General features: G+C 69.5%; 22 protein-coding genes and 3 pseudogenes. 13 read left to right on the top strand and 12 right to left on the bottom strand.

What is annotated here, in order from left to right; translation table 11 throughout:
- Positions 1 to 117: 117 nt before the first annotated feature.
- Positions 118 to 402 (top strand): methyltransferase domain-containing protein, encoded by a 285-nt coding sequence (locus tag ABD339_RS33970; protein WP_425576170.1) that lies wholly within the window; start codon positions 118 to 120, stop codon positions 400 to 402.
- A 72-nt stretch (positions 403 to 474) separates the two neighbouring features.
- On the opposite strand, the gene ABD339_RS33055 is transcribed toward ABD339_RS33970, so the two are convergent.
- Positions 475 to 780 carry a hypothetical protein gene (locus ABD339_RS33055; RefSeq protein ID WP_344570876.1) on the bottom strand — a complete coding sequence of 102 codons (306 nt, stop codon included), beginning with the start codon at positions 778 to 780 and terminating at the stop codon, positions 475 to 477.
- Between the two features lie 434 nt (positions 781 to 1,214).
- Here ABD339_RS33055 and ABD339_RS33050 point away from each other — a divergent pair.
- A pseudogene (locus ABD339_RS33050) lies at positions 1,215 to 2,484 on the top strand (IS701 family transposase).
- A gap of 93 nt (positions 2,485 to 2,577) precedes the next feature.
- Here the strand turns inward: ABD339_RS33050 and ABD339_RS33045 are convergent.
- The 3 genes and pseudogenes from ABD339_RS33045 to ABD339_RS33035 all read right to left on the bottom strand — a co-directional run bounded on the left by ABD339_RS33045 (position 2,578) and on the right by ABD339_RS33035 (position 4,491).
- Entirely contained in the window at positions 2,578 to 2,958 is a 381-nt protein-coding gene (locus tag ABD339_RS33045; RefSeq protein WP_344570875.1) for a nuclear transport factor 2 family protein, read from the bottom strand.
- 157 nt (positions 2,959 to 3,115) lie between these two features.
- Positions 3,116 to 4,080, bottom strand: a pseudogene (locus ABD339_RS33040) (IS5 family transposase).
- Between the two features lie 60 nt (positions 4,081 to 4,140).
- The gene (locus tag ABD339_RS33035; RefSeq protein WP_344570877.1) at positions 4,141 to 4,491 is read right to left on the bottom strand and encodes a RacP protein; all 351 of its coding nucleotides are present in this window, start codon (positions 4,489 to 4,491) and stop codon (positions 4,141 to 4,143) included.
- Here ABD339_RS33035 and ABD339_RS33030 point away from each other — a divergent pair.
- Positions 4,442 to 4,636 (top strand): hypothetical protein, encoded by a 195-nt coding sequence (locus tag ABD339_RS33030; RefSeq protein ID WP_344570874.1) that lies wholly within the window; start codon positions 4,442 to 4,444, stop codon positions 4,634 to 4,636. The genes ABD339_RS33035 and ABD339_RS33030 overlap by 50 nt on opposite strands.
- 903 nt (positions 4,637 to 5,539) lie before the next feature.
- Here the strand turns inward: ABD339_RS33030 and ABD339_RS33025 are convergent.
- Positions 5,540 to 6,502, bottom strand: a complete 963-nt coding sequence (locus ABD339_RS33025; RefSeq protein ID WP_344570873.1) for a hypothetical protein — start codon at positions 6,500 to 6,502, stop codon at positions 5,540 to 5,542.
- Positions 6,503 to 6,718: 216 nt separating this feature from the next.
- On the opposite strand from ABD339_RS33025, the gene tap reads away from it, so the two are divergent.
- Positions 6,719 to 8,836, top strand: coding sequence for a telomere-associated protein Tap (gene tap, locus ABD339_RS33020; protein ID WP_344570872.1), 2,118 nt, complete (start codon positions 6,719 to 6,721; stop codon positions 8,834 to 8,836).
- 3 nt (positions 8,837 to 8,839) lie between these two features.
- Positions 8,840 to 9,397 (top strand): telomere-protecting terminal protein Tpg, encoded by a 558-nt coding sequence (tpg, locus tag ABD339_RS33015; protein WP_344570871.1) that lies wholly within the window; start codon positions 8,840 to 8,842, stop codon positions 9,395 to 9,397.
- Between the two features lie 197 nt (positions 9,398 to 9,594).
- Here tpg and ABD339_RS33010 read toward each other — a convergent pair whose 3' ends face one another.
- Positions 9,595 to 11,694 carry a SpoIIE family protein phosphatase gene (locus ABD339_RS33010; protein WP_344570870.1) on the bottom strand — a complete coding sequence of 700 codons (2,100 nt, stop codon included), beginning with the start codon at positions 11,692 to 11,694 and terminating at the stop codon, positions 9,595 to 9,597.
- A 504-nt stretch (positions 11,695 to 12,198) separates the two neighbouring features.
- Between ABD339_RS33010 and ABD339_RS33005 the strand changes: the two genes are divergently transcribed.
- Entirely contained in the window at positions 12,199 to 12,363 is a 165-nt protein-coding gene (locus ABD339_RS33005; RefSeq protein WP_344570869.1) for a hypothetical protein, read from the top strand.
- A 435-nt stretch (positions 12,364 to 12,798) separates the two neighbouring features.
- Entirely contained in the window at positions 12,799 to 14,145 is a 1,347-nt protein-coding gene (locus tag ABD339_RS33000; protein ID WP_344570868.1) for an IS630 family transposase, read from the top strand.
- A gap of 3 nt (positions 14,146 to 14,148) precedes the next feature.
- Here ABD339_RS33000 and ABD339_RS32995 read toward each other — a convergent pair whose 3' ends face one another.
- Positions 14,149 to 14,475 (bottom strand): hypothetical protein, encoded by a 327-nt coding sequence (locus tag ABD339_RS32995; protein ID WP_344570867.1) that lies wholly within the window; start codon positions 14,473 to 14,475, stop codon positions 14,149 to 14,151.
- An 86-nt stretch (positions 14,476 to 14,561) separates the two neighbouring features.
- On the opposite strand from ABD339_RS32995, the pseudogene ABD339_RS32990 reads away from it, so the two are divergent.
- Positions 14,562 to 15,374, top strand: a pseudogene (locus ABD339_RS32990) (reverse transcriptase domain-containing protein); the annotation flags it as partial.
- A 518-nt stretch (positions 15,375 to 15,892) separates the two neighbouring features.
- Here ABD339_RS32990 and npdG read toward each other — a convergent pair.
- From npdG to ABD339_RS32965, 5 genes are all read right to left on the bottom strand, one after another.
- On the bottom strand, positions 15,893 to 16,621 hold the full coding sequence (npdG, locus tag ABD339_RS32985; protein ID WP_344570866.1) for an NADPH-dependent F420 reductase: 729 nt from the start codon (positions 16,619 to 16,621) through the stop codon (positions 15,893 to 15,895).
- A 46-nt stretch (positions 16,622 to 16,667) separates the two neighbouring features.
- The gene (locus tag ABD339_RS32980; protein WP_344570865.1) at positions 16,668 to 18,077 is read right to left on the bottom strand and encodes an NAD-dependent succinate-semialdehyde dehydrogenase; all 1,410 of its coding nucleotides are present in this window, start codon (positions 18,075 to 18,077) and stop codon (positions 16,668 to 16,670) included.
- A gap of 94 nt (positions 18,078 to 18,171) precedes the next feature.
- Entirely contained in the window at positions 18,172 to 18,915 is a 744-nt protein-coding gene (locus tag ABD339_RS32975; RefSeq protein ID WP_344570864.1) for a transglutaminase-like domain-containing protein, read from the bottom strand.
- Between the two features lie 47 nt (positions 18,916 to 18,962).
- Positions 18,963 to 20,024, bottom strand: a complete 1,062-nt coding sequence (locus tag ABD339_RS32970) for a TIGR03619 family F420-dependent LLM class oxidoreductase (RefSeq protein WP_344570863.1) — start codon at positions 20,022 to 20,024, stop codon at positions 18,963 to 18,965.
- A 5-nt stretch (positions 20,025 to 20,029) separates the two neighbouring features.
- On the bottom strand, positions 20,030 to 20,839 hold the full coding sequence (locus tag ABD339_RS32965; RefSeq protein WP_344570862.1) for an Rv0792c family HTH-type transcriptional regulator: 810 nt from the start codon (positions 20,837 to 20,839) through the stop codon (positions 20,030 to 20,032).
- 172 nt (positions 20,840 to 21,011) lie between these two features.
- Between ABD339_RS32965 and ABD339_RS32960 the strand changes: the two genes are divergently transcribed.
- The 5 genes from ABD339_RS32960 to ABD339_RS33965 all read left to right on the top strand — a co-directional run.
- Positions 21,012 to 21,323, top strand: a complete 312-nt coding sequence (locus ABD339_RS32960; protein WP_344570861.1) for a putative quinol monooxygenase — start codon at positions 21,012 to 21,014, stop codon at positions 21,321 to 21,323.
- A gap of 46 nt (positions 21,324 to 21,369) precedes the next feature.
- A complete protein-coding gene (locus ABD339_RS32955; protein WP_344570860.1) occupies positions 21,370 to 22,731 on the top strand; it encodes an MFS transporter in 1,362 nt (453 codons plus the stop codon).
- Between the two features lie 288 nt (positions 22,732 to 23,019).
- On the top strand, positions 23,020 to 25,584 hold the full coding sequence (locus tag ABD339_RS32950) for a bifunctional FO biosynthesis protein CofGH (RefSeq protein ID WP_344570859.1): 2,565 nt from the start codon (positions 23,020 to 23,022) through the stop codon (positions 25,582 to 25,584).
- 2 nt (positions 25,585 to 25,586) lie between these two features.
- Entirely contained in the window at positions 25,587 to 25,856 is a 270-nt protein-coding gene (locus ABD339_RS32945) for a hypothetical protein (protein ID WP_344570858.1), read from the top strand.
- Positions 25,857 to 26,181: 325 nt separating this feature from the next.
- The coding region (locus ABD339_RS33965) for a DegT/DnrJ/EryC1/StrS family aminotransferase (protein ID WP_425576169.1) at positions 26,182 to 26,461 on the top strand (280 nt) is incomplete at its 3' end.

The following is a 26,461-nucleotide window of genomic DNA, read 5'->3' as shown; positions in this document are numbered from 1 at the left end:
TGCCGGAGCCGGGTACCCGCCCTCGGCGTGCGGTCTTCGGGGTGATGTTCCGCTTGCCCCTTACCGACGACTCACCTCGGATGGAAGCGATGCTGCACGCCCGCCTGGCCCGCGCCCATACCCGCGCAGGTCAGAAGCGGGCCACCACCCGCGCGCAAGGTACGGCCTTCGCCCCCTACAACCGCGCCCGCAAGCGACACCCTGCCCGTCCTCGACCTGGGTACTGGCCCGGGGTACAACGCCGCTCTGCTCAGCCACCGCTACGGCTCTCACCGGGTCGTCTCCCGCGACGTCGACCCATCCCTCGTCGCCGCCGCAGCCGAACACCTCAGTGCCACCGGCTACACGCCCAGGCTCTCCGTCGGCGACGGGGCACAGGGCTGCCCGCAGCACGCACCGTAGGGTGCACTCATCGCCACCTACGGGGTCGGCCGCATCCCGAAAGCATGGCGAGAGCAAGTCGTCCCGGGCGGCTCAATCATCGCCAACATCGGCTACGGCCTCGTCTCCCTGACAATCGGCGACCACGGCGCCGCCGGGGGCCGCTTCCTGCCGACCGTCGCCGCATTCATGCACGCACGCGCATCCACTGACGCCGCACCAGCGCCCGCACGTGCCTATACCGGCCAGGTGGCCACGGCCACCGGCCGCCAGGAAGAAATCGAGTTGAGAGCCGACCTCGGCGGGGAAATGCCGAGCCTCCTCGGTTCCCTGGCGCACCCCGACGTCCTCCAGTTCTCCGTCGAGGTCGCGGGCGAGCGGGTTTACGGCCTGGTCCACCCCGACTCGGAATCGTGGGCCCGCATCACACCCCGCAGCCACGACACAGCGCGACTCGATCACGGGGCCCGCGGGACCTATGGGCAGAGCGATCACCGCTACTCCGAGGATGGGTCGAGGCAGGCCAGCCGGGGGCCGAGGCTTACTCCCTCACTGTCCGCCCGGATGGGAGCCACGAACTCTCCCTAGGCGAAAGGGAATGGACTCTGAGGTAGCTGCCTGGCTACCGGCTTGACCACCAGAAGGGCGGACCACCGACGGGTTCATAGAAAGGATGCGCCGTAATCCAAGCCCCCGCACCCTCGGTGAGGATGACGACGAAGCGCCTGCCTTCTGGGTCCCGCCGCCACCCTGTGCTGCTACTGCTGGCGCATCACACTAGTAGTGCTTCGTTACCTTGGGTGATCTTCCCTGCTTGTGGGCACGCGTGGGGCATGAGGTTTGGGGAAGTCGAGCGGCTCCGCGGTGAGTTGGCCCGGTTTGTTGCCGATGTGTTCGGTTCGCTGCCCCGGAGAGGTCAGCGTCGTTGGGGCGAGTGCTATCTGCGGGGCTTGATGCTGGGAGGGCGGCGTCAGTCGGTCCAGCCGATGGCTGAGCGTCTGCCCGATGGTGACATGCAGGCGTTGCAGCGGTTCGTGAACCAGTCGCCGTGGGAGTGGGGGCCGGTGCGCCGCCGGATCGCCGAGCGGTTGTGCGAGGTGGTCCGGCCGCAGGTGTGGGTGATCGACGATGTCTCGTTCCCCAAGTGCGGCACCGCGTCGGTGGGGTGGCCCGCCAGTACTGCGGGGCGTTTGGGCAAGCGGGCGAACTGCCAGGTCGCGGTGAGTGTGCATGCCGCAACCGATTCGGCGTCCTGCCCCCTGGAACGGGAGCTGTTCCTTCCCCGCGAAGGGGCGGAGGATCGGCGGCGGCGCCGGCGGGCCCAGGCGCCCGCAGAGGTGGAGCACGCTTCCAAGGCGCGCCTGGCTCTGGGCCTGCTGGATCAGCTGGCACGTCAGCGGCTTCGGGTGCCGGTGCTGGTGGCGGACGCCGGTTACGGCCGCAGCCGTCTCCTTTCGTCTCGCGTTGGAGGAGAGGGGCTGGTCGTATGTCATGGCCGTTGAGGCCAAGGAGATCGCCCAGTCCTCCTCGGCCGAGCCGGTTCAGGCGGCCTGTGGCGGGCTGGGGCCGCCCACACTGCCTCGCTATCGCCGGGCCCCTCGCCCGCTGACCGAGTTCATCGATGGCAGCACCGTCTTTGAGGAGGTGGCTTGGAGGCAGGGCAGTAAAGGCACCATGACCTCGCATTTCGCCGTTGTGGAGGTACGCCCGGCAGGTAAGGAGGCCCGCCGGACCGCTCAGGAAGCGGCAGGGGGACGCAACAGGTGGGACGGGGGTGCTGCCCCTGCGGACGCTTCTGGTCGAACAGCCACAGGACGCGGATGCGCCGACCGGCTCCTGGGTGACCGATCTGCCGGGCACCACCCCGATTGCTGACCTGGTGCGTTGGGCGATGATGCGCTGGCGGATCGAGCAGACTACCGCGAACTCGAGCACGGCCTGGGCCTGGACCACTTCGAGGGCCGTTCCTGGCGCGGTTGGCACCACCACGTCACTCTCGTCACGGCCGCCCAGGCATTCCTCACCCTGCGGCGACACGACCCAAAAGCGCAGGCACCGGCCTCACCCTCTACCAGATCCTCGACGCTCTCCAGGACCTCCTGAAGTGCTGGACCGGCACCTGCGCCACCTGCGGCCGCACCTTGCCCCGCACCAGAACCAGAACCAGAACCAGAACCAGAACCCAACGAAGCACTACTAGAACATGGTGTTGTTGTTCTTGGAGGTGGGCGGGATGACCTGGAGGACGTCCCAGTGTTCGACGATCTTGCCGTCGGCGTTGAAGCGGAAGATGTCGATGCCCGCGTACTCCTCGTCGGGCCAGATCTGGTGGCAGTGCAGGATGACGTGATCACCGTCGGCGAAGGCACGCTTAAACTCGACGCGCTTGCCCGGATACTCGGCGGCCATGCGCTCGAAGTAATCGATGAACGGCTGCTTGCCGTCGCCGACGTGCGGGTTGTGCTGGATGTAGGTGTCGCCGACGTACTGGTCGATGGCCTCGGCAGGGCGGCACTGGTTGAACATCAAGTCGTAGAACGCTTTGGCCGTGGCCTCGTTCTTCTTCGCGTCGCTCATGAGGTCACCGTAGAACTGGCGACTGGGTGCGGCACGGTGAGTGCTTCGAGCAGGCGATCGCGCCGGCGGCGTACGTTTCGCCATTCCTGACCATGCTCAATCTCAGCGCCAACCACGGTTCCCTCTGATCTCCGAGGCCGGACGCGGAGCGGGTCGGTCAGCACGGCTTGGAGATTGTGATAGCGGTGTCCCAGACCTTCTGCGTCCACCGGGAGCTGGTGGACAAGCGGATCACCGCGTCCGTCGTACTCGCCGACGCTCCCGGCGGGGAGGCCGCTGGCAGGCAGGCCATTGATCTTCGGGCAGCGAGGTGCAGGGCTGGGGTGTTCTTGCCGGGGCGGGTCATGAGGGTGATGGCGGCCCAGGTGATCAGGGTCTCGGAGTGCTGGATCAGCCGTTCGTAGTCGCGTGCATGCCGACGGGCGTTCATCATCCAGGCCAGGGACCGTTCGACGGCCCAGCGTCGGGGCAGCAGGACGAACCCGGAGGAGTCCTTCGGCCGGGTGACGGTCTTGATCGTCAGGTTCAGGTGCTTCTTGGCCCAGGTCACGAGCTTGCCCGCGTAAGCGCGGTCGGCCCAGACGATGGTGATCCCGGGGTGCATCAGGCGCAGGCGGAACAGGACTTCCTTCGCCGCCCGGAGGTCGTGCAGGTCGGCCGGGGTGACCATGACCATCAGGGGCAGGCCGCGGGTGTCGACCACGAGATGGCGCTTGCGGCCGTTGATCTTTTTCCTGGGTCGTAACCGCGGGAGTCCTTCCCGACGGTCGATGCCGCTTTGACTGACTGCGAGTCGATGATCGTGGCCACCGCCCTTGGGCCCTTGCCCATCTCCCGACGGATCCACCCGGCCAGAGCGTCCCGGATCTGCCCGATGACACCGGCCGCAGCCCAGCGGGCCATGGACCCCCAGACCGTGCGCCAGGGCGGGAAGTCCGCAGGTAGAGCCCGCCATTGGCGGCCGGTGTCGAGGACATGGCGGATCGCCTCGACGATCTCGCGGCGGGGATGTTTCTCCGGCCTGCCGCCCCGCGCGGTTTCGCAGGCCGGCGGCGGCAGCAACGGTTCGATGAGTGCCCATTCGGCATCGGCGGTGTCCGAGGGGTAGCGGCGATGACGCATGACGGAACGGCCTTCGTCGTCGACGTGGTGGAACCGCCCGGCGGCCCCACCGAAGAGTCTTCAGGAGCTGGCGATGAGGTCGAGGGTGGATTCGATGGAGTTGAGCTGGGCGACGATGTGACGTACCCACTTGTCGTTCGGGTGGGCGGCGGCGTGCGGGCCGACGGTGCCGGTGATGAAGCGGCGGAACTCGGTCAGCTTCTCCCTGACCACCGCCCTCTCGTATGCCTCCAGCGCGGCCCGGTCGGCGCCGAGCTGATAGCCGATGGCCCGGGTCCGGATCAGCGGCGGCCGGCCCTTCTCCGCCGCCAGATCCCGCAGAGCAGCCAGCCCCGATCTCACCTGGGGAGGGGAGAGGTCGGTGGCCCGAACGAGCTGGTGGAAGTCCAGGCCGGCAGGTCTGGCCCCGATCGAGCAGGACCGTACCGAACGCTGCCACCAGGCCGATGTCTCCCATGCCGCGGCCTTGCGCCGGGCCCGTGCGGAGCGCGCGGCGAGGGAGGCCGGGACGGCGGCCGCGGTCCCGCAGACGGCGCCGCTGGGCAGGACCGCGTGAGGGGTGAAGAACTCGAGGCGTCAGGGGGCGGCGGGAGAGGACGTCGTCGATGCGGGAGGCGTCGGCAACCCACGTCGCGGCGGGCGGCGCTATGAAGCTGAGCACGGTCTGGATGTCGTCCCGGCGTGCTTCGAGGGGCAGGTGCCAGATGCCCTCGTGGTGAGCGATGCGGTTGCGGAACTGATGCAGCCGCTTGACCGGGTTCTCCACCGTGGTCAGGGCACGGTTGGGGGCGTGCGGGAAGGCGCCCGCGAGGTCGGGCCACAGGCTGGTCTTGTACTGGCGGGCCGGCAGGAAGCGCCAGAAGCCGAAGCTCAGCTCCGCGATGACCTTCCCACGCGGGGTGGTCGCAGTGCCGCCCCGCTCAGCACGTTCTTGAGCTTGGGCGATGTCGCCGCGGGCCTTGCCACCGAGGGGGACCTGCCTGTCGATGTACCACTCGGTGGTGCGGCCCCGACGCTGCTGGCGGGCAACGAGCCGTGCATCCCGCGCGTTGCGCAGCATGATCTCCAGGTGCCCGAGCGGTTCGAAGAACGCCGCGGCGAGGTGGCTGTTCCACCGGTACAGCGAGCGCGGCGGTGGAGTCACCGGCGCACGCGGTCAGGCAGGGGTTCAGCCGGTCGGGGCTGATCAGCTCGATGACGGCCTTGTCGTCGGGCGGCTCGATGCTGGTGGGCGGCGTGCTGAGCATGGTGGGGCAATCGTAGGTACGCTGGGCGGCGAAGACCCTGGAATCGTCCCTGGTAGCCCTCGAAAGAAGGCAGGCCATACCCCCAGGGTTCAGACGTCGGTCGAGGGCCGCGCGGTTTGACCGTGCGGCCCTCGCGCTTTCCAGCTCGCGAACCAGGACGGCCGCCCGGATCGATCCAGGCGGTCGTCGTCTGCTTCTCGGCGAGATACCGGTCAGTCGCCGGCCTCGTGGGGGAGACCGTCGTCCAGGACGATGCGGATGGTCTCGCCTTGCCCGGTGACGTCGGTGAGTTCGGCAGCGATGCGGTTGTAGGTCGTCATGGCCAGTGCCCAGTCGCCCTGCAGCGGGGTGGCAGTGGAGCGGGTCTTCCACAGCTCGATGAGCAGGGCGATGAGAGACCGTCCGGACAGGACGGTCTGGACGCGGCCCTCCTTGATGTCCTCGACCGAGGGCGGGGTGCGGAAGTGGCTGTGGTCGACGGCCAGGGCGGCGAGCCACTCCCAGGTATCGCGGTGCGCGATCAGTTCGGCGGAGGCCACCCCGGCGGCCTTCAGCAGCAGGACGCCGTGGGCGACCTGCGGATCCTCTGCGCCGGCGGAGGCGTGCGGCGTGGCAGCAGAGGGCTGGCCAGCCGAGGTGCCGGTGCCCTGGTAGGCGGCCTCGATGGCGCGCTTCAGCACGAGGTCCTGGTCCTCGCCGGACTCGGGCTGCGGCCGGTGCCCCGTGTTCTCCATGGTTCCCCCCTGGGAGTCGGTGTCGGTTGAGACGGACGGATGACCTTCGGCGCCGGCAGACAAGCCGTGGCCGGCCTCGGGTTCGGGCGGCTGCGCAGTCCCCTCGGGACGGGCCTGCGTGCCCCCGCCGGACGTGCCACCTCTCCCCTCGGGCGGCGCGAAGGGACCCAGAACGTCGACAAGGTCCAGGAGCTGCCGGAGCTCACCCCGCGTCTCATTCAGGTCGCTGATCATCCGGTCCTGACGGCGACGGACCTCCCGGTTCTCCTCCCGCAATCCGGTGACGCCCGCCTGGAGCTGCTCCAGGATCTTCAGGCGGCTCTGCGTGACGTCACCGTGCAGTGCGGCCAGCCCGACCGTCGGGTCATCGAGACGTGCGAGTCGCTGTCGTATCGCCTCCAGTTCCTTCATGGCGTCGCCGAACGCTTCTTTCCACCCCACGTGACCCCCTGATTACTCCGAGCATGCGACCGGCCATATCTCCCCACCGGGACTTCAGGTGACGCGACGGTTTCCAGCCCTTCCCTGGCCTGCTGTAAGCCAGCGCCTACGCCGGACATCCACACCGGACCGGGAACTCGTTCCGATAAGGTTAAAGAAGCGGGTTAAATATCTAGGCTAAAGACTGCTAGGGTGAGGGCACGAGAGGAGATCGACATGGCGTCCGAGGAAGAGCTGTTCGCGAACATCGACGCATTGCTGGAGGAGGAGCCGCAGCTCCCGCCCCCGGCGGAGCGCGCCCGGCTTCGCGAGGCCGCCGGCATCACCCAGGCCCGGCTCGCGCAGGCCCTGAAGTCGACTGTGCAGACGGTCAAGAACTACGAGAACGGCCGCTCCGAGCCGAAGTCGCCGCGCCTGGAGGCGTACCAGCGGCTCCTCAAGGGGTGGGCGGCGAAGTACCCCGCCCACGCAACTCCCGCCGCCGCGCCGCAGCCCGCCCCGGTGCCGGACACGTTCACCGGCCCGGCCGCGTCCGAGCCCGCCAACACGACCGCCCCGGCGCAGGGTCCCGCCGCCCCGGCCGCGCCGGAGCGTCCCGCCCGTCCGGCCGGACGCCCGGCGACCTCGTCCCGGCGCCCGGCGGCGAAGAAGGCCGCCGCGCCCGCGACCGACCCGCGCTTCCCGCACGGCCCGCTCGCCGTCCTGGACGGCGACGGCTCCGCGTACGCAGTGGACGGCGTCGTCCTGGACTGCCCGGCGACCACCGTGCCGGAGCTGGTGGAGTGGACGCTGCGCGAGTCCGGTCTCGGCGCCGCCAAGCTCAACCGGTACGGCAAGGACTCCGACCCGCTGATCGTGCTCACGGCGGCGGCCGCCGTGAAGCTCGGGCTGCCCGAGCGCCTGGAGGGCCACGAGCAGCGCCGCTCCCTGCGCCTGCCGGAGGACCACCCGGTCGTCAAGCAGGTGGCGAAGGCCAAGTGGCAGCTCACCCAGCGGGGCTTCGGCCCGTGGGCGCGGATCTACCGCAAGGCGCAGGGCCGCGAGCGGCAGTGCGTGCAGCTGGCGATCCTGTCCTGGGACGCCCTCGATGAGCGGTCCTGGCCCGGCGTCGCGGAGATGGAGCCGGCCGACATCGCCCGCGTCCTCGGGGTGTACGCGACCCGGGTCATCACCCCGCGCGGCTCCACCGCCGTCTCCGGCCTGGAGCTGATGACCGCGCTGCGGCCGCCGACGAGGGCCGTGCAGGACCCGGCCACCGGGAACTGGGTGTCCGGCTACAACGCGGGCTCGTTGGGCACGGAGCCCATGGACCCGGCGCCGCCGGAGGCCACCCCGGAGCACCCCGTCGTCGTCAACAGCGGCTGGACCGGCGGCTTCCTGAACGAGGAGGCGTACCAGTGGGTCCGGTCGGTGGACACGCTCTCCGATGAGGAGTGCACCCTGCCGTGGGCGGTCGGCCTCGACCTGAACACGGCGTTCCTCGCCGCTGCGGCCCGCCTGGTAGTCGGCCTCTCCGCCCCGGACCACTTCCACGCCCCGAAGTTCAACCCGAAGATCCCCGGCTCCTGGCTGGCCGACCTCTCCCACATCGAGCTGGACCCGCGCCTGCCCTCGCCGTTCACGCCGGACGGCTCCCGGCCGACGGGCCCGGCCTGGTACCAGACGCACACCCTCGCCTACGCCCAGGAGCTCGGGCACGACGTGCACCCGATCGAGGCGTACCTGCGCCGCGAGACCGGCGCCTACCTCGACCCGTGGCACGACCGCCTCAAGAACGCCTACGTCGACACCCTCGCCGACATGGGCGTCACCAAGGACCTGGACGACCGCCAGTTCCTCGCCGCGATGGAGCAGCACAAGGAGAAGGACCCGGGCCTGGCCGCCGTCCTGTCCGCGATCAAGGCCACGGTGAAGGGCGGCGTCGGAAAGCTCCGCGAGCGGCCCCAGGGCAAGCACTACAAGGAGGGCGAGACGTGGCCGGCCCTGTCGCGGCCGACGTGGCGCCCCGACATCCGGGCTGCCGTCATCAGCAAGGCCCGGGTCAACATGCACCGCAAGCTCCGCAACATGGCGAAGATGACCGGGCTCTACCCGCTCGCCGTGCTCTCCGACTGCGTCGTCTACCCGAGCCCGGGGGAGAGCCCGCTCGACTTCCTCCCGTACGCCGCCTCGGGCAAGCCGCAGCCGGGCGGGTTCCGCCTCGGGCCCACGCCCGGCCTGGCGAAGCAGGAGGGTGTCCAGTCGATGCTGTGGGCGGTCGGCCTGATGGAGAAGGGCCTCAACCCGGCCCGCCACATCAAGGGCGGCGACGCCGTCATGGACGAAGGGGAGTAGACCGTGGGGGAGATCGAGGACGCGATCGAGCGGGCAGATCGCGAGGCGTTCACCAAGGACCCGCCCAAGACTCTCAAGGGCCAGATCGGGTTCCTGCTCAAGCAGTTCGGCAGCGCGAAGGCCGTCGCGGCGGAACTCGGGGTCACCGCCGACTCCGTGAACCGCTACCGGCGCGGCGCCCGCAAACACCCCCGCCCGGACGTCGCCGCGAAGATCGACGACGCGGTGCGGGCCCGCTGGCAGCCGCTGGTGCGCAAGCGCCGGCAGAAGCAGGCCGCCACCACGGGCGGAATCACCGTGGAGACCCGGGCCCGGTTCGGCTACACCGCACCCGTCGGCACGACCGACGACGGACGGTTCCGGCGACTCACCGTGCACCTCCCCCCGGAGTACGCGCAGCGCCTCTTCGACGCCCGCAACACGGGGGCAAGCGACCAGCAGATGCGCGGAATCATCGCCGAAGGGTTTAAGGAAGTGTATTTCCAGGACGGCGGCGGTCGTGCTATGGGACTGTCGGAAGTGGAAATCAACGACATCGATTACCTCGATCTGGATTACTGACTAGTGCTGAATCCTCAAAGGGCGTACACATATCGGCGGCGGAGTCGGCGGGCCCGCAAGGTGCGGCGCCGCCGCGGAGCGCGGGAGTCTGGGGTCGGTGCCATTGCCGCATGGGCGCGGCGAGCGCCACTCTAGGCCGGAGCGACGACCAGCGATTCCTCTCCAACGAGGAAAACTGCCCGTAGTTTTGCTCCTCGTCAGTCGGGGGCGAGGACGCCGGGGCGTCGTTGTTCCGTCCAGATGTACTTGCCTGTTGCGGTGAACCGGGCGCCCCAGCGGTGGGAGAGGGCGGCGACAAGCTGCAATCCCCGGCCGCCCTCGTCGTTGTCGCCGGCGTGCCGGATGCGAGGGGTGGCCGGGCTGCCGTCGGACACTTCGCAGATGAGGGTCCGGCCGCGCAGCATACGCAGATGGAACGGCCCCTCGGCGTGCCGGATCGCGTTGCCGACCAGCTCGCTGACGAGCAGCTCGGTGGTCATCGACAGCTCCTCCAGGTCCCAGTCGCCCAACTGAGCGCGCACCAGTTTGCGGGCCTGGCCTGCGGCCAGGGGGTTCTCCGGCAATGACCAGGAGGCCATGTCGCCCGGCTCCAGTGCGTGGGTGCACGCCACCAGCAGGGCCGCGTCGTCGAGGTGCGGTTCCCCGAGCGGCAGCAGATTCGCGGTGACTCGGTGACAGAGGTCTTCGAGACGCGCGGAGTCGTCGCCCGGGCCCGACGGGTACGGGGTGCGACCCGTCGGCGGGCGGGATGCGGCCGCGGTGACGGAACGGCCGAGCTCTGCCATGCCCGCGTCGATGTCCGTAGCGGGCGACTCGACCAGCCCGTCGGTGTACATCACCACTAGGCTCTCGGGGGGCAGCACGAGTTCCACGGTGTGCAGTGGAGGCTGGACCAGGCCGAGCGGGGGGCTCGGATCAAGGGGCGGGAAGTAGGCGCTCCCGTCCGGGTGGAGGATCGCCGGCGGCGGATGACCGGCGCTGGCGAAGGCGAGCGTGCAGTTCGTCGGGTCGTAGACCGCGTACAGGCATGTGGCGCTGGAGGCGCCGCCGAGGGTGTTGACCAGGCTGTCGAGGCGGGTGAGTAGTTCGTCGGGCGGCACGTCGAGATCAGCCAGGGTACGCACGGCGGCTCGCAGGCGTCCCATGGTGACAGCCTCGGAGACCCCGTGCCCCATGACATCGCCGATGACGAGGGCCACGCGTTCGGACGGCAGGGGGATGACGTCGTACCAGTCGCCGCCGGCTTCGGCGTCCGGACCGGCCGGGATATATCGGGCCGCGGCGGAGACCGCCGGGAGCACCGGTAGCGTCTGGGGTAGCAGGCCCCGCTGGAGTTCCTGGGCCCGGGAGTGCTCGGCGTCGTAGAGCCGGGCGCGTTCGAAGGCATGGGCGACCAGTCCGGCCAGCGCGACCAGCAGCGTGCGTTCCTCGTCCTTCAGGGTCCGGGGAGTGTCGAAGGCGATGACGCAGTAGCCGACGGACCGGCCCGAGGCGATCAGGGGCAGGAACGCCCACGCCTGTTTGCCGCCCCGGGCGCGTAGGTCGGACAGGTGCGGATATCGTTTGTCGTATTCGCGGGCCGATGAGATGAACATCGGGGTGCGGCTGCGCAGCGCGTCCGTGGCGGGCGACATGGCGTCGAGACCGATGGTGTCGAACAAGTCGATGAACTTCTTCGGATAGCCGAAGGACCCGACCACGCGCAGCCGCCGCCCCTCGATGGCCGCGATCACCAGGGCGGTCGCGCCGAAAAGTGGGAGGACGGGGACGGCCATCGCCTTCACGACGTCTGAGACGGTGAGTGCCTGGGCAAGTCCTTCGGTGAGTTCGGCGATCCGGGCGGCGCGTTGCTCCATCCTCTGTGCCGCGCTGGCTTGCTCCGCCGGGTCCGGTTCCCCGGTGTTCCCGGCCAGGAAGCCGTCAGGCGTGGGCCGCGAGGGTTCTTCCGTGGCGTCGCGCGTGGCCCTGGTCCGAGTGACGTCCCAGACGGTTCCGATCAGCCGGGCCACGCCGCCTCCGGTGCCGGGTGCGGCGTGGCCGCGGCCGCGGCCTTCGACCCACGCCGTTCCGCCGTCCGGGCGGTGCACCCGGTACTCAGCGACGTAGTCGCCACCGCCCGCCACGGCGTGCTCGGCAGCAGCGCGCGTGACGGGGGCGTCGTCGGGGTGCACGGCGGAGAACCAGGTTTCGGCCCGTTCGTCATAAGTGTCCCGGCTCAGCCCCATGACCCGCAGTGCGGTGTCGTCGGCGACAACCCGGTCGGCACCTGTGTCCCAGTCCCAGAGCCCGATGTTCATCTCCCGGAGGATCTCCGGGACGCGTGAGAAGGGGTTCGGTCGCGGTACTGCAGGCAGGGTTCCGGTGGCGACATGGAGCCAGCGGTCGTCGGTCGCGGCTGCCAGCTCACCGAGAAACCGCTGGTCAGAACCGGACAGGGGCTCCGGCGGCGCCATGAGCACGCTCAGCACACCCTGCGGGTGCCCGGGCCCGGCCAGCGGAACGCAGATCACTCCGGCGGCCAGGGGGAACGCCCTCCAACGGGGCGGACGCGACGGATCGAGAGGCAACCTGACCAATCGCCCCTCGCGGAGGGCCACCGCCGGGCCGGCACGTGCGGCAGAGGGCAGTTCCTCCCGGGCTCCGGCCTCTTCCAGCGGCAAGTCGTCCCGTGCAGCAGCCGCTTGCGGCGGCGAATCCTCCCGCCCGCCCGCCACGTCAAGCGGCAGATCGTCCCAGGCTCGGGCCGCGCCCGGTGACAAGCCGCATGCAGCGACCAACCGGAGCCGGTCGCCTTCGCGCACGTGGGCGACGCCGCCGAGGCCACCGAGTCCAGCCACCACCTGATGGAGGACGAAAGGCAGAAGCTCGGCCTCGCTCAGGGCACCGACGGCCGCTGCCGCCATGCGCAGCCTCGGTGCGTCCGGCTCCACCTCCTGGGACCCCGAGTGCTCTTCGTCCACCACTGACTCCCGGTCCTGTCCTCTGGTTCGCATAAGCATTATATCCGCCGATTTCATATCAAACAGCTCTTATCGTTTCATTCGCTTCAGATGATGTCGGTGCGAAGCAGGAACTCGCAGGCCAGCCGTACCGGCGGATCGTCCGGCGTTGCGCCCCGCGGCCAGGCAGGCCCGTAGGGTGGCGAGTTCGTCGCTACCGCGGCGCCGGTCCTCCTAGGAGTGACCTAGTGCCGTGACCGGCAATGTCTGCCCGTCGAGGAGCGTCGTCCGGTGCGTGCGATCGCAAGGCGGCCGGAAGTCCTTGTAGCGGAGCTACCAGGGCTTTTGGCCAACGCCGCGAGCGTGCGTGCCGGACGGCGCGACAGGGCGAAGCTTGCCGGGAGGGGCACTAGCTAGTGTGATGCGCCGGAAATCGCGGGCTTAAGTCTGTAGGCTGTTTTCGTGTCGCATCGGGGTCCGCGTGCTGTCGAGGTTGTGCTGTCCGAGGAGGAGCGCGTCGAGTTGTCGCGTCGGGCGGGTGGTGGGGCGGGATCTCGTTCGGCCGAGCGTGCTCGGATCGTCCTGTCTTGCGCGGATGGTGCGTCAAGTTCCCAGGTGGCGGCCGACTTGGGCGTGAATGTGGCGACGGTGCGCAAGTGGCGCTCCCGGTTTGCGGCTCAGCGGCTGGCAGGTCTGGCCGACGAGCCACGGCCGGGCCGGCGCAAGCCGGACCTGGTCCTTACCGAGGCTGAGCGCGCGGAGCTGACGCGCTGGGCGCGGCGGGCGAAGACCGCACAGTTCCTGGCGCTGCGGGCGAGGATCGTGCTGCGGTGCGCGGACGGCGGGACGAACAAGGAGATCGCCGCCGAGCTCGGTGTTTCGCACGGGGCTGTGAACCGCTGGCGGTCGAGGTTCATCCGCTTGCGGCTGGACGGGCTGCGCGATGAGCCGCGTCCAGGCAGGCCACCCTCGATCCTTCTGGACCAGGTCGAGGACGTGCTCATGGCGACGCTGGAGTCCACCCCGGGTCAGGACACCCACTGGTCGCGGGCCTCGATGGCCAAGCACTCCGGTCTGTCGAAGTCCACCATCGGGCGGATCTGGAAGAAGTTCGACCTCAAGCCCCACCTGCAGGACTCATTCAAGCTGTCCACTGATCCGCAGTTCGTCGCCAAGGTCGTCGACGTTGTCGGCCTGTACCACAACCCGCCCGAGAAGGCGGTCGTGCTCTGCGTGGACGAGAAGAGCCAGATCCAGGCGCTGGACCGGCCCCAGCCGGTGCTGCCGATGATGCCGGGCATGCCCGGACGGCGTACCCACGGCTATTACCGGCACGGCATCACCAGCCTGTTCGCCGCCTTCAACATCGCCGACGGCACCGTCATATCGGCACTGCACCGCCGCCACCGGGCCATCGAGTTCGAGAAGTTCCTGATCCGGATCGACAAAGCGGTCCCCGCCGGACTCGACGTGCATCTCGTCTGCGACAACTACGCCACCCACAACACCGCCGAGATCAGGACGTGGCTCGGCAAACACCCCCGCTTCCACGTCCATTTCACCCCCACCGGCTCCTCCTGGATGAACCAGGTGGAGCGGTGGTTCGGCCTGCTGACCGACAAGCTCGTCCGCGGCGGCGTCCACACCTCCGTGAAGGCACTGGAAGACGACATCACTGCGTGGATCGATACCTGGAACGAGAACCCGCAGGCCCTCACCTGGACCAAGACAGCCGACGAGATCCTCAACTCCCTCGCCGACTACCTCACCAAGGTCGGAACCGCCGGCCAGAAAACAGAGCACAACTAACCATCAGGATTTCCGGCGCATCACACTACGACCTTTTCGTAAGTTCGGTGGGTGTGGTGGGTGGATGGTCAGGCCGGTGTGGGCGAGGAATGACCATGGCAGTCGGGGGTTGGCGTTGATGCGGTGGATGCCTTGCCCGGTGGCGTCGGCGACATCGGCGAGGTGGTCGCCGGCGAGGTTGGCGAGTTCACCCTGTACAGCCGTGTCCACCGCATGGATGTCCTTCGGCGGGCGTGGGCCGGTGTGTGCGCGAACCGAGGAGCCCCCGGTGTTGACGGTATGACCGTTGACGCGGTGGCGGCCTCGGGGGTGGATGTATTCCTCCAGCATCTGGCTGAGCGGCTGCGGACGTATACGTATCGTCCGTCGGTGCTGCGGCGGGTCCAGATTCCCAACCGGGGCGGCCGGGGGAGTTCCGGCCGCTGTCGATTCCCACCGTGTCGGACCGAGTGGTGATGACGGCCGCGAAACTGGTTCTGGAGCCGGTCTCCGAAGCCCAGTTCACCGAGGCGAGCTACGGATTCCGGCCCAAGCGGTCCGCGATCGACGCGTGCGAGGCCGTGCGCGTCGCGGCGAACCAACGGCGGGAATGGGTTTTCGAGGCCGGCATCCGGGACTGCTTCGGCACGATCGACCACGACGCGCTCATGGCCCAGGTGGCCCGGCACGTTGTGGCCCGGCACGTTGTGGACCGGCCGATGCTGAAGTTGATCCGGGCTTGGCTGCGGATGGGAGTCCTGGAGGGCGGGGTGACCTGCCCGGCCGGGGCAGGGACCCCGCAGGGCTCACCGATCTCCCCGCTGCTGGCAAACATCGCCTTGCACGTCCTGGACGAGGCGTGGCAGGACGAGGGCCGCCGGCTGGGGGTGCTGGTGAGGTACTGCGACGACTTCGTGGTCCTCTCGCCGACCAGACAACGGGCCGAGCTGGTCCAGCAGTTGGCTGCGCGTGTGCTGGAACGGCTCGGGATGCGGCTGCGCCCCGAGAAATCCGGCATCACCTGCCTCACACGAGGCGGGCAGGGCTTCGACTTCCTCGGCTTTCACCACCGGAAAGTCGAATCGTGGAAATGGCGAGGCAGGTTCTACCTGCAACACTGGGCCTCGGCCACAGCGATGAACGTGCTGCGGGACAAGGTCCGCGCAGCCACCTCCCGCTCGAGGACCGAGCGGCCGGTGTCAGCCGTGGTCGCCGACCTCGACCCCGTGCTGCCGGGCTGGGCAGCGTAGATCCGCAACGGGAACTCCGGGCGAAAGTTCGACGCGGTCGACGGCTACGTCCACGAACGGCCGGCGATCTTCGCCAGCCGAAGACACAGACTCCGAGGCCAGAACTGGACCACCCGATTCACCTGCGGATGGATCACTCGGCTCGGGGTCTACCGCCTCACCGGAAACGTGCACAGGGCGACGGCGCATGCCAGCCGGTGAACGATGTCGGAAAGCCGTGTGCGAGAGAACCGCACGGTGTGAAGTGGCGGGGGCTGGAAACGGAGCGGAAGCCACCGCGCCAGTCCCCGACCCTGTTGAGGCAGTGGAACACATGTCTGCGGCTGGTCGTGGTCACCTCCTTCTTCTGGCAGCATTCACCAGTCAGGCAGGGGCTTGTGCCGTCTGGGGCTGTTCCGGCCGGTGGCCGGGAAGGGCGCGCGGCGTCGGTCGCGCCGACCACGGGCGGAGAGGCTGCGCGGTGGTCGGAACGGGCCGTTGGCTGTCACCGTAGGGCTGCGTGCGGGCCTGCGGCCGAGTCACGCGGAGCGGCCGGATCCTGGTCGGGCGAGAGGCTCGGGGAGTCCTGTGAGCCGAATGCCGGCGTGGGTCTTGTAACGCCGGTTGACCCCGATCAGGAGGGCGGTGATCCGCTCGCAGACACCGCTCATGTCCAGCAGGCCGCAGTCGACGGCGCGCAGCCCGGGGACGCGGTTGATGAGATCCGCGGCCAGGGTCTTGTCAGCCGTGTGGTCACCGCAGATCAGTACGTCCTCATCCAGCCGGCGCTCGATGTCCTGCAAGGTGGCGGCGCTGACCGTCTGCAGGGCCGAGACTATGCCTGTTCCGTCCGGCAGCAGGGCCTGGGCCTGTTCGGCGGCCGAACCGGCCCAGGGGACTATGGGGCGCAGGCCGCGGGTGCCGACGGGCACAAGAGGTGCGGTCGTGTCGATGACCAGTTGTCCGGGCTGGATGACTTTCGCGATGGAGCGCATCGTCTCGACGTGTGCGCTGAAGGGCACGGCGACGACCACTGCCGCCGCGCCTTCGATCATTGCGGTGTTGTCCCCGCCGACCGCTCCGGGGAGTTTGTCGGCGCAGCTCTGCGCCGCGTCTGCGCGTCGGGATCCGATGCGGACGTTGACGCCGCTGTGGGCCCACCGGGTGGCGAGCCCGAGACCGAGGGCGCCTGTGCCGCCGACGATGGCGACGGTGTTCTCGTGATGTGTTCTTGTGGTGGGGGACGGGTCCAGCTGAGTGACTGTCATGGGCGATCGCCTTCGGTCGGCTGGTTGCGGTACGGGAGAATGCTGGTCATTCGCTGAGGGGGTGGCTCTGTGCGTTGTGGGCGGGGCCGATCCACACGCTCTTGACGTTGGTGAACTGGCGCAGTCCGAAGGCGCCCAGTTCGCGCCCGTAGCCGCTGCGCTTGATGCCGCCGAACGGCAGCCGCGGATCGGAGGCGACGATCCCGTTGACGAACACCGCGCCGGCCTCGATGCCGGGAATCAGGCGGTCGGCGCGCTCGAGGTCGGTTGTCCACAGCGCGGCGCCGAGACCGAATTCGGTGGCGTTGGCGATGTCGATGGCCTGGGCCGGGTTTTTCGCGGAGACGACGGCGGCCACCGGCCCGAAGGTTTCTTCCGCTGCGACAGCCATCGTCGGGGTGACCTGGTCGAGGACGGCGGGCACATAGAAGTACCCGGGGCCGTCCAGGATCGTGCCGCCGGTGACGACGCGGGCGCCGGCTGCGGTGCTGCGCTCGACCTGGTCGACGAGGTCGGAGCGGAGACTGGACCGGGCGAGCGGGCCGATGCGTACGTCTCGGCGGAAGGGGTCCCCCACGGTCAGGGCGGCGACGCCGGCGGCGAAGGCTTCGGTGAATTCCTCGACGACTGTTTCTTCGACGATGAACCGTTTGGCGGAGATGCAGCTCTGTCCGGTGTTGTGCATGCGTGCGCTGACCGCTGCCGCGGCGGCGGCGGGGATGTCCGCGTCGGCGAGGACGATGAAGGGGTCGGAGCCGCCGAGTTCGAGGACCTGTGGCTTGAGGTGGTGCGCGGCCGTTGCAGCGACGGCGGAGCCCACTTCGGTCGATCCGGTGAGGGTCAGGGCGTGGATGCGGGGGTCGGCGATGAGGTCCGGCACCGCGTCAGGGCCGACGAGCAGCGTGGTGAACAGACCGGGCGGGCAGCCGGCCCGGTCCCAGATGTCGGCGATGGCCAGGGCACAGCGCGGCACGTTCGAGGCGTGCTTGAGCACGACGCCGTTGCCGGCCAGCAGTGCGGGCGGCGCGAAGCGGAACACCTGCCAGAGCGGATAGTTCCAGGGCATGACCGCCAGGACGAGGCCCAGTGGGTCGAAGGCGACGTGGCTGCGGGTGGCCCCGGTCGCCACGGGCTGGTGCATCAGTAGTTCCGGTCCCTGTGTCGCGTAGTAGTCGCAGCACCAGGCGGACTTGTCGACCTCGGCTTCGGCTTCGGCGATGGGCTTGCCCATCTCCTCGGTGATGAGCGCGGCGAGTCGGTCCCGGTCGGCGCGCAGCAGCGCGGCGGCCCGCTTGAGGTGTTCGGCCCGCGCCGCTACGGGTATCGTCCGCCACTTCCTGGCGGCCAGGGATGCCCGCTCGACTGCCGCGTCGACAGTTGTCGGTGAGTGGGGGGTGAACTGGGCCAGGACTTCCTCGGTGGCCGGGTTGACGGAGTTGATCTGGCGAACGGCCATGGTCGGTTGCACTCCTTGGGGGTTGAGGTGATGGTCCGCGAAGGGCGGGCATGTCCGCCGGTCGGGGGCCCGGGGCACCCGTCGCGGGGCCGGCTCAGGCGACGGAATTGCGGCCGACCAGCTCCGGATCGGGGCCGCTCCACAGCACGTCGTCGCCGGCGACCCGCTCGTGCGCGGCGGGCGAGGCAAGCGCTTCGAGGACTTCGTGGGCGACCTGCTCGTACCATCGCGCCACTTCGGCGGGATAGTCGGCGTAGCTGCCGTTCTCCCGCAGCACGGGCCCCTCGACGGTGGGGATGTCGGTGACGCCGTCGTAGGTGACGGTGTAGGGCTTGCCAAGACGGGTCGCTGTGGGCGCGTCGATGGTCGCGTCCAGCTTGATCCACCGGCCGTTGAGGAAGGCCTCGCCGAGCGAGTGCCAGGGCAGTGGCCGTCCGACCGGCCCTCCCCACAGGGTGCGGACCTGCGGTGAGAGGAATTCCATCTCCGGGGCGTCGAGCGCCTGGAACGCGACGCGGGCAGGGATACCGGCGGCCCGGGACAGGGCGACGAACGAACTCGCCTTGCCCATGCAGAAGGCGACGCCGTGGGCGAGGACGTCGCTGGCCGCCGATTCGCCCTGGGCGAGATAGCGGAACGAGGCGAGGATGTCGTAGGGCAGGTCGCGGACGTAGTGGTAGATGCGGCCCAGCCGTTCACTGTCAGTAGTGGCGCCGTCCGTCAGCTCTCGTGCGGTGGAAACCACGAGCGGGTGGTCGGAATCTATGTAGGCGGTCGGCCTCAGGTACGCCTCGTCGATCGTGGTGAGCCCGTTGTGTGCGGCCTTCTCGGAGGTCACGGAGTAGCCCTTCGTGGAGTTGTTGGCGTCGTGATCGCGCGGCTGGGTCAGGCGGGTTGCGTGTGCCGTGCTGGCTTGATGTGGGGCAGGATCTGCTCCCCGACGACGTCGAGATAGGTCGAGTCCGCGACGTCCGGGATGGTGAACAGGAAGTGGTCGATGCCGGCATCCTGATAGGCGCGGATGCGCTCGACACAGGCTTCCGGTGTCCCGGTGATCAGTCCGGTGTCGGGAATCGACTCAAAACGGCCACGCAGCTCGTCCTGCTGTGCCGAGGAGTCGGTCGGTGCGAGCAGGGTGGTGATCGACAGGCGCAGGGTCGCCGGGTCGCGGCCGATCGCCTCGCACTCACGGTCCAGGAACGCGCGGCGCTCCGCGCACTTCTCGGCGGGCCACCATCGGACGTTGATGCCGTTGGCGTGCCGGGCGGCGATGCGGTGGACCCGCAGCCCCTCGCCGCCCACCCACAGGGGCGGATGCGGCTGCTGGAGCGGGGGCGGATCGCAGACCGCCCCGTCGATGCTGTAGAAGTCGCCGTGGAAGGCCGGGTGCGGGTCGGTCCACACCTGGCGCATCACCTGGAGCGACTCGCCGAGCGCGGTGACCCGGTCCCCGGTCGGCGGGAACGGGATGCCGTACGCCTCGTACTCCTGCTGGAACCAGCCCGCTCCCATGCCCAGGTCCAGTCGGCCACCGGAGATGACATCGAGGGTGGCGGCCATCTTGGCGAGCACGGCGGGGTAGCGGTAGGAGTTGCACAGCACACTGGTGCCCAGGCGCACGGTGGTGGTGTCGCGGGACAGGGCCGACAGCGCGGTCCAGCATTCCAGCAGCGGGACCGACGACGAGCGGCTCTGCTGGGCATCGCCGTCGCTCTCGGGTCCGGCGGTGATGCCCGCGTCCCGGACGTAGTCGTCGGGGCTGAGGGTCAGGAAGTGGTCGCACAGCCACACGGAGTCGAATCCGTAGGACTCCGCCGCCTGCGCGGCACGGACCATGTCGGGATAGTTGCCCACAGCGAGGCCGCGGATGGTCAGGGCCAGGATCAGCCCGATATGCGGCCCGGGCTCATAGGCGGGGCCCGCGCCGGAGGGATCGATGTCGTTCATGGACGTCACCTTTCTGTCATGTCGGTCATGCCGACCGGGGCACCGGAGACGGTGCGGGGAAGCGTTACGGTGAACCCGTAGCGCTCCGGGCGGTAGTGGAAGACCACGACTTCCAGCGGACGGTCGTCGTGGTCGAAGCTGACCCGCTCCAGGACGAGCACAGGCGCCAACTCGTCGATCTCCAGCGCCGCGGCAACCTCCGGAGAAGCCGCGGCCGCGTGGATCTGGTGCCGGGCCTGTGCGATCCGCACCCCCAGGCGCTGCTCCCACATCGTGTACGTGGTCTCGGGGACGGGTTCGCCGGAGCGCAGCGGCCCGGCCGCCTCCAGCACCCTCGTCGGGAGGTGGATCGTGACGAGCGCGACCGGCTTCTCCCCGTCCCCGTACCGACGCCGGATCGTCAGTACCTCGGGCTCCCCGAGGATCTGCGCGACGTGGGGCGCAGCGGCTTCGACCCCGAAGCCCAGGACGTCGATGTGCGGTGTGACGCCCTGTCCGAGCAGAACCTCGGTGATGGTGCGCACGCCGGAGGACAGCTCCTGGTCCACCGGTTCGGAGACGAAGGTGCCCAGCCCCTGCTTGCGCACCACCCAGCCCTGCGACTCCAGTGCACCCACTGCGGCACGGACCGTGATGCGGCTCAGACCGGTCTCGGTCATCAGCTCCCGTTCTGTGGGCAGCCGCGTTCCCGGTGGCAGCTGCTGCTTGAGGATCAGTGACTTAATCTGCTCCGCCAGCTGCGTCGTCGCCGGTGTCCGGCCCCGTTCGATCCGGAATCCGGCGGCCGACAGGTCGAAGCGGGGCTCATCACCCATGTCAGATGTCATAAGTCGTATTGAACCCGGAAGCAGGCCGGGGCGCGTAGCGGCATCTGTGGGTGCCACAGCCAGCGGGGTCACCGAACCCTTGACGAGCTTCATAAGACGTTTTATAACGTCTTACACGTGGCGGGCGCAAGTAGCCCCACCGAGAATCGAAGGAGTCCCCGTGACAGACCAGAACCCTGTGACCGTGATCGCCCGCTTCACCCCGGTCGCAGACCACGTTGCGCAGCTGCAGGCCCTGCTCGAAGGAATGATCGCCCCGACCCGCTCCGAGCCGGGATGCCGCTCCTACGACCTCTACACCACCGGGACGGAAGCCTCGGACTTCGTCCTCCTGGAGCGCTACGAGGACACCGCGGCCTTGGAGGCCCACCGCGCGACGGCCCACTACAAGGCGTACCGCGCTCAGTTGCCCGACCTCCTCGCCGAACCGGTCGAGGTCTCCGTCCTCAGGCCGATCAACGTCATCGCCTGACGACGGGCACGTCACGACGTCGCGCGACCGCTCAAAGGAGAGCACCATGTCCGACCAGCAAAACGACGTGCCGCCCGCCAGAACTCTCAGCCCGCCCCCAACCGTGCGCCGCATCGACAAGAGCAGCCGCCGTGCGCTGTTCGCGTCCTGGCTGGGATGGACCTTCGACGGGTTCGAGACCTACGCCCTCGTCCTCGTCGGCCCCACGGCCGTTATGGCAGTGGGCACCAAAGCACAGCTGGCAGACCTCCCCACCTACATCAGCGGCCTGCTGGCGGCCACCCTCGCCGGCTGGGCGCTCGGCGGGATCCTCGCCGGCTTCGCGGCCGACCGGCTCGGCCGGCGCCGCACCCTCATCCTCTCCATCCTCTGGTATGCGATCTTCACCGGCCTGACCGCACTCGCACCCGACTACTGGTGGCTGCTCACCCTGCGCTTCATCACCGGCATGGGACTGGGAGCGGAGTGGGGCAGCGCCACCACCCTGATCGGCGAACTCTGGCCGGACCGCTCACGAGGACGAGCCGCCGCAGTACTTCAGTCGGGCTTCGGCGTCGGCGCAGTCTTCGCCGCGCTGGCCTGGTACCTGCTGGAGCCCGTGGGCGACAACGCCTGGCGCTACCTCTTCCTGGTCGGCACGCTCCCGGCACTCATCGTCCTCTACGTACGGCGGGCCGTCCACGACCCGGAGATGTGGACCTCGGTCCGCGACCGGCGGCGCAAGGCCAAAGCCGCCCAAGAAGCCGGCACCACCGTCGCAGCCGCAGACAGGGAACTCCTGCGCTCCCCCTTCACCGCCGTCTTCAGCCACGCCCACCTGCGCCGTCGCGGGCTGCTGCTGCTCGTGCTGACCGTCGTGTCGGTCATCGGCCTGTACGCCGTGTCGGCCTGGATCCCCGCATACACCGCCCAGCTCGCCAAGAACACCGGCGAGACGGGCACCCGATGGGGTGCCAACGCCGGCCTGGTGTTCAACGGCGCCTCCGTACCCGGCTACCTCCTGCTCGGCTACCTGGCCGACCGCTGGGGCCGGAAACCCACCATGCTCCTCTACTACTGCGTATCCGCGGCCGTCGTCCCGGTCTTCTTCTTCGCCGTCCACACCCCGCAGGCGGCACTGGCCGTGGCAGCCGTGGCCGGGTTCTTCATCCTGGGCCAGTTCGCCTGGATGCCCATCTACATGCCCGAGCTGTTCCCCACCTCGGGCCGCGCCACCGCAATCTCCACGGTGTTCAACTCCGCGCGCATCGCAGGCGCGCTGGTCACCCTCGGCACCGGAATGCTCATCAGCCTGCTCGGCGGGATCACCGCCGCTGCCACCGTCGTCGGAGTGGTGATGTACATCATCGCCATCGCCACCGTCTGGTTCGTCGGGCCGGAAACCAAGGGACAACCCCTCCCCCAGTGAGCCGCTTCCAGGTCCCCACCGGCCACGACCGCACAACGGCAGCCGGTGGGGACCAACTGCGAACTCCACCTGGCCGGTCAAGCACCCCCCGCCCTGGGCCAGGAGCATCGAGCCGCATCACGGCCCCTGGACCCGCCGAGCGCAAGGCCGAGAAGGACGACTCGTCCCCGTCGTCCGCCGGCCACAAGCCGGTCCGGGCACCGGTCTGATGCGCCCCACCACCAGGAAAACCCCCGCGAGGCGGAACCGCTCGCCCCGCGGACACGTACGACATCTGGAGAACCGACCGTGGCCCCTACTGCGAACTCCCTGCGCCGGGCGCTGAAAAGAGCCAGGGACGGAGCGGCCCTCGACGTCGTCGAGGCCGCCGTGCTGCTCCAAGCGCGCGACGAGAACCTGGTCGACCTCGCCGCCTCCGCCGCCCGGGTGCGCGACGCGGGTCTCGAAGCGGCTGGCCGCCCCGGCGTGATCACGTACTCCAAGAGCGTCTTCATCCCTCTCACCCGCCTCTGCCGCGACACCTGCCACTACTGCACCTTCGTCACCATCCCCGGCAAGCTGCGCCGGGCCGACCACGGCATGTTCCTCTCCCCGGACGAGGTCCTGGACATCGCCCGCAAGGGCGCCACGCTGGGCTGCAAGGAAGCCCTCATCACCCTCGGCGACAAGCCGGAGGACCGCTGGCCCGAAGCCCGTGAATGGCTCGACGCGCACGGCTACGACGACACCCTCGCCTACGTACGGGCGATCTGCGTCCGCATCCTGGAGGAGACCGGCCTGCTGCCGCACCTCAACCCTGGCGTGCTGAGCTGGACCGACTTCCAGCGCCTGAAGCCGGTCGCGCCATCGATGGGCATGATGCTGGAGACGACGGCGACCAGGCTGTGGTCGGAGCCCGGCGGCCCGCACCACGGCTCCCCGGACAAGGAACCGGCGATACGGCTGCGGGTCCTGGAGGACGCCGGCCGCTCCTCGGTGCCGTTCACCTCGGGCATCCTCATCGGCATCGGCGAGACGTACGAGGAGCGCGCCGAGTCGCTGTTCGCACTGCGCCGGGTCGCCCGCGCCTACCACGGCGTCCAGGAACTGATCATCCAGAACTTCCGCGCCAAGCCGGACACCGCGATGCGCGGCATGCCCGACGCGGAACTGGACGAACTGGTCGCCACGGTGGCCGTCGCCCGGCACGTCATGGGCCCCGCCACCTGCCTCCAGGCGCCGCCCAACCTGGTGGACGACGAGTACGAGCGGCTGATCGGTGCCGGCATCGACGACTGGGGCGGCGTCTCCCCGCTCACGATCGACCACGTCAACCCCGAACGCCCCTGGCCGAAGATCGAGGGACTAGCCCGGTGTTCCCTCGCGGCCGGCTTCGAGTTGCGGGAACGTCTCTGCGTCTACCCGGAGTTCGTCCGGCGCGGCGAGCCCTGGCTGGACCCGCGCCTGCTCCCGCACGTCACCGCCCTCGCCGACCCGGAGACCGGACTCGTCCGCGAGGCCGCGGTGGTGGAGGGGCGGCCCTGGCAGGAGCCCGATGAGGCGTTCACCGCCTCCGGCCGCACCGACCTGCACCGCACCATCGACACTGAGGGTCGCACCGGCGACCGCCGCGACGACTTCGACGAGGTGTACGGCGACTGGGGCGCCCTGCGCGAGGCCGCCGCCCCCGGGATGGCCCCCCAGCGCATCGACACTGACATCCGCCAGGCACTGGCCACCGCCGCCGACGACCCGACCCGGCTCACCGACGCCGAGGCGCTGGCCCTGCTGCACGCCGACGGGCTCGCTCTGGACGCGCTGTGCCGGGTCGCCGACGACGTACGCAGCTCAGCGGTCGGCGACGACGTCACGTACATCGTCACCCGCAACATCAACTTCACCAACGTCTGCTACACCGGCTGCCGCTTCTGCGCCTTCGCCCAGCGCCGCACCGACGCCGATGCCTACACCCTGTCCCTGGACCAGGTCGCCGACCGCGCCCAGCAGGCGTGGGAGGTCGGCGCGGTCGAGGTGTGCATGCAGGGCGGCATCCACCCGGACCTGCCGGGCACCGCGTACTTCGACATCGCCCGGGCGGTGAAGAGCCGGGTGCCCGGGATGCACGTGCACGCCTTCTCCCCGATGGAGGTCGTCAACGGCGCCACCCGCACCGGGCTGTCGATCCGGGAGTGGCTGACCGCCGCGAAGGAGGCCGGGCTCGACTCCATTCCGGGCACGGCCGCCGAAATCCTCGACGACGAGGTCCGCTGGGTCCTCACCAAGGGCAAACTGCCCGCCGCCACCTGGATCGAGGTCATCACCACCGCCCACGAAGTGGGCATCCGCTCCTCGTCCACGATGATGTACGGCCACGTCGACCAGCCCCGCCACTGGCTCGGCCACCTGCGCACCCTGGCCCGCATCCAGGAACGGACCGGCGGCTTCACCGAGTTCGTCACCCTCCCCTTCGTCCACACCAACGCGCCCGTCTACCTGGCCGGCATCTCCCGCCCCGGGCCCACCGTCCGCGACAACCGCGCGGTGACCGCCATGGCCCGGCTGCTGCTCCACACACACATCCCCAACATCCAGACAAGCTGGGTCAAACTAGGCGCAGAGGGTGCAGCCGATATGCTCCGGTCCGGCGCCAACGACCTGGGCGGCACCCTGATGGAGGAGACGATCTCCCGGATGGCGGGGTCCTCCTACGGCTCCTACAAGTCGGTCCGGGACCTGGTCGCGGTGGCGGAGGCGGCGGGGCGCCCGGCCAGGCTGCGGACCACGCTGTACGGGGAGGTCCCGGAGGAGCGCATGCGGGCCGCCGCGGCCTCCGACGGGCACCTCCCGGAGCTGCTCCCGGTCCCGGACGCGTGATGATGTCCGGCTCACCAGGCAGCCGCTGGACCGTGCTGTTGCCGGTCAAGCCGTTCGCCCTGGGCAAGAGCCGTCCCAGGTCGTGGACGGGTGCCGCCAGGCGGGACATCGCCCGGGCCGTCTTCCTGGACACGATGGACACCATTCTCCACACCCCGGAGGTGTGCAGACCGATCGTCGTGACCGCTGATCCGGAAGCCCACGCCCTCGCCGCCGGGGCCGGTGCCGAAGGCAGCCACTCGGGATATCGCCCTACAGCGCCCGTCCTCTGATCGACAGCATTCGCAAGGCATGGTCCCTGCCTCTCGGACCGGCCCCTGATAGTCGTATCCCAGCATCAACTGTGAGGTGCCCCCGCCACAGGAGCCGCCCGAACATCCCGTGAGGTCAACTCGGCCGACCGCCGATGCGCAGCTTTTACAAGGCCCGGCGCTGTCCGCAGAGCGGACATCATCCCGCCGAAAGTGCCCGTCGCACGGGATCGGCGGTGAAGTTCCAGTGAAGTCTCCCGCCGGGCGGGATCACGCTTTCTTGCTGGTCAGAGCCGGTATGTGCTGTGGCGATGCTGAGTGTCGCGAAGATCCAGAGGCGTAACGCGTGGCGGTACTACATACGCGGAGTCGCGTTCGGCGACGGCCGCCGTCCGGTCGGGCTGGATCCCCACCCCCGAGGAGCGGCTGTGCGCAGCGGTCGCCCTGCGGGAGCGGGGCCGCCTGCGGCGTCCGGACCCGGGCTGTCGTCGCTGTCCATCAGTATGGGCTGCCGTGCGATGTCGCGGGCATCAAGGCAGCCGTGGGGCCGGATGTTGTGGTGATCGAGGATGTGGCCCAGACCTGGGGCTCCACGGTGAACGGCGTCCCGGCCGGGTCGCTTGGCA

The organism is Streptomyces axinellae (assembly GCF_039532135.1).
Lineage (GTDB): Bacteria > Actinomycetota > Actinomycetes > Streptomycetales > Streptomycetaceae > Streptomyces > Streptomyces axinellae.
The sequence above is the reverse complement of the archived record's forward strand: the minus strand, read 5'-3'. Positions and strand labels throughout refer to the sequence as shown.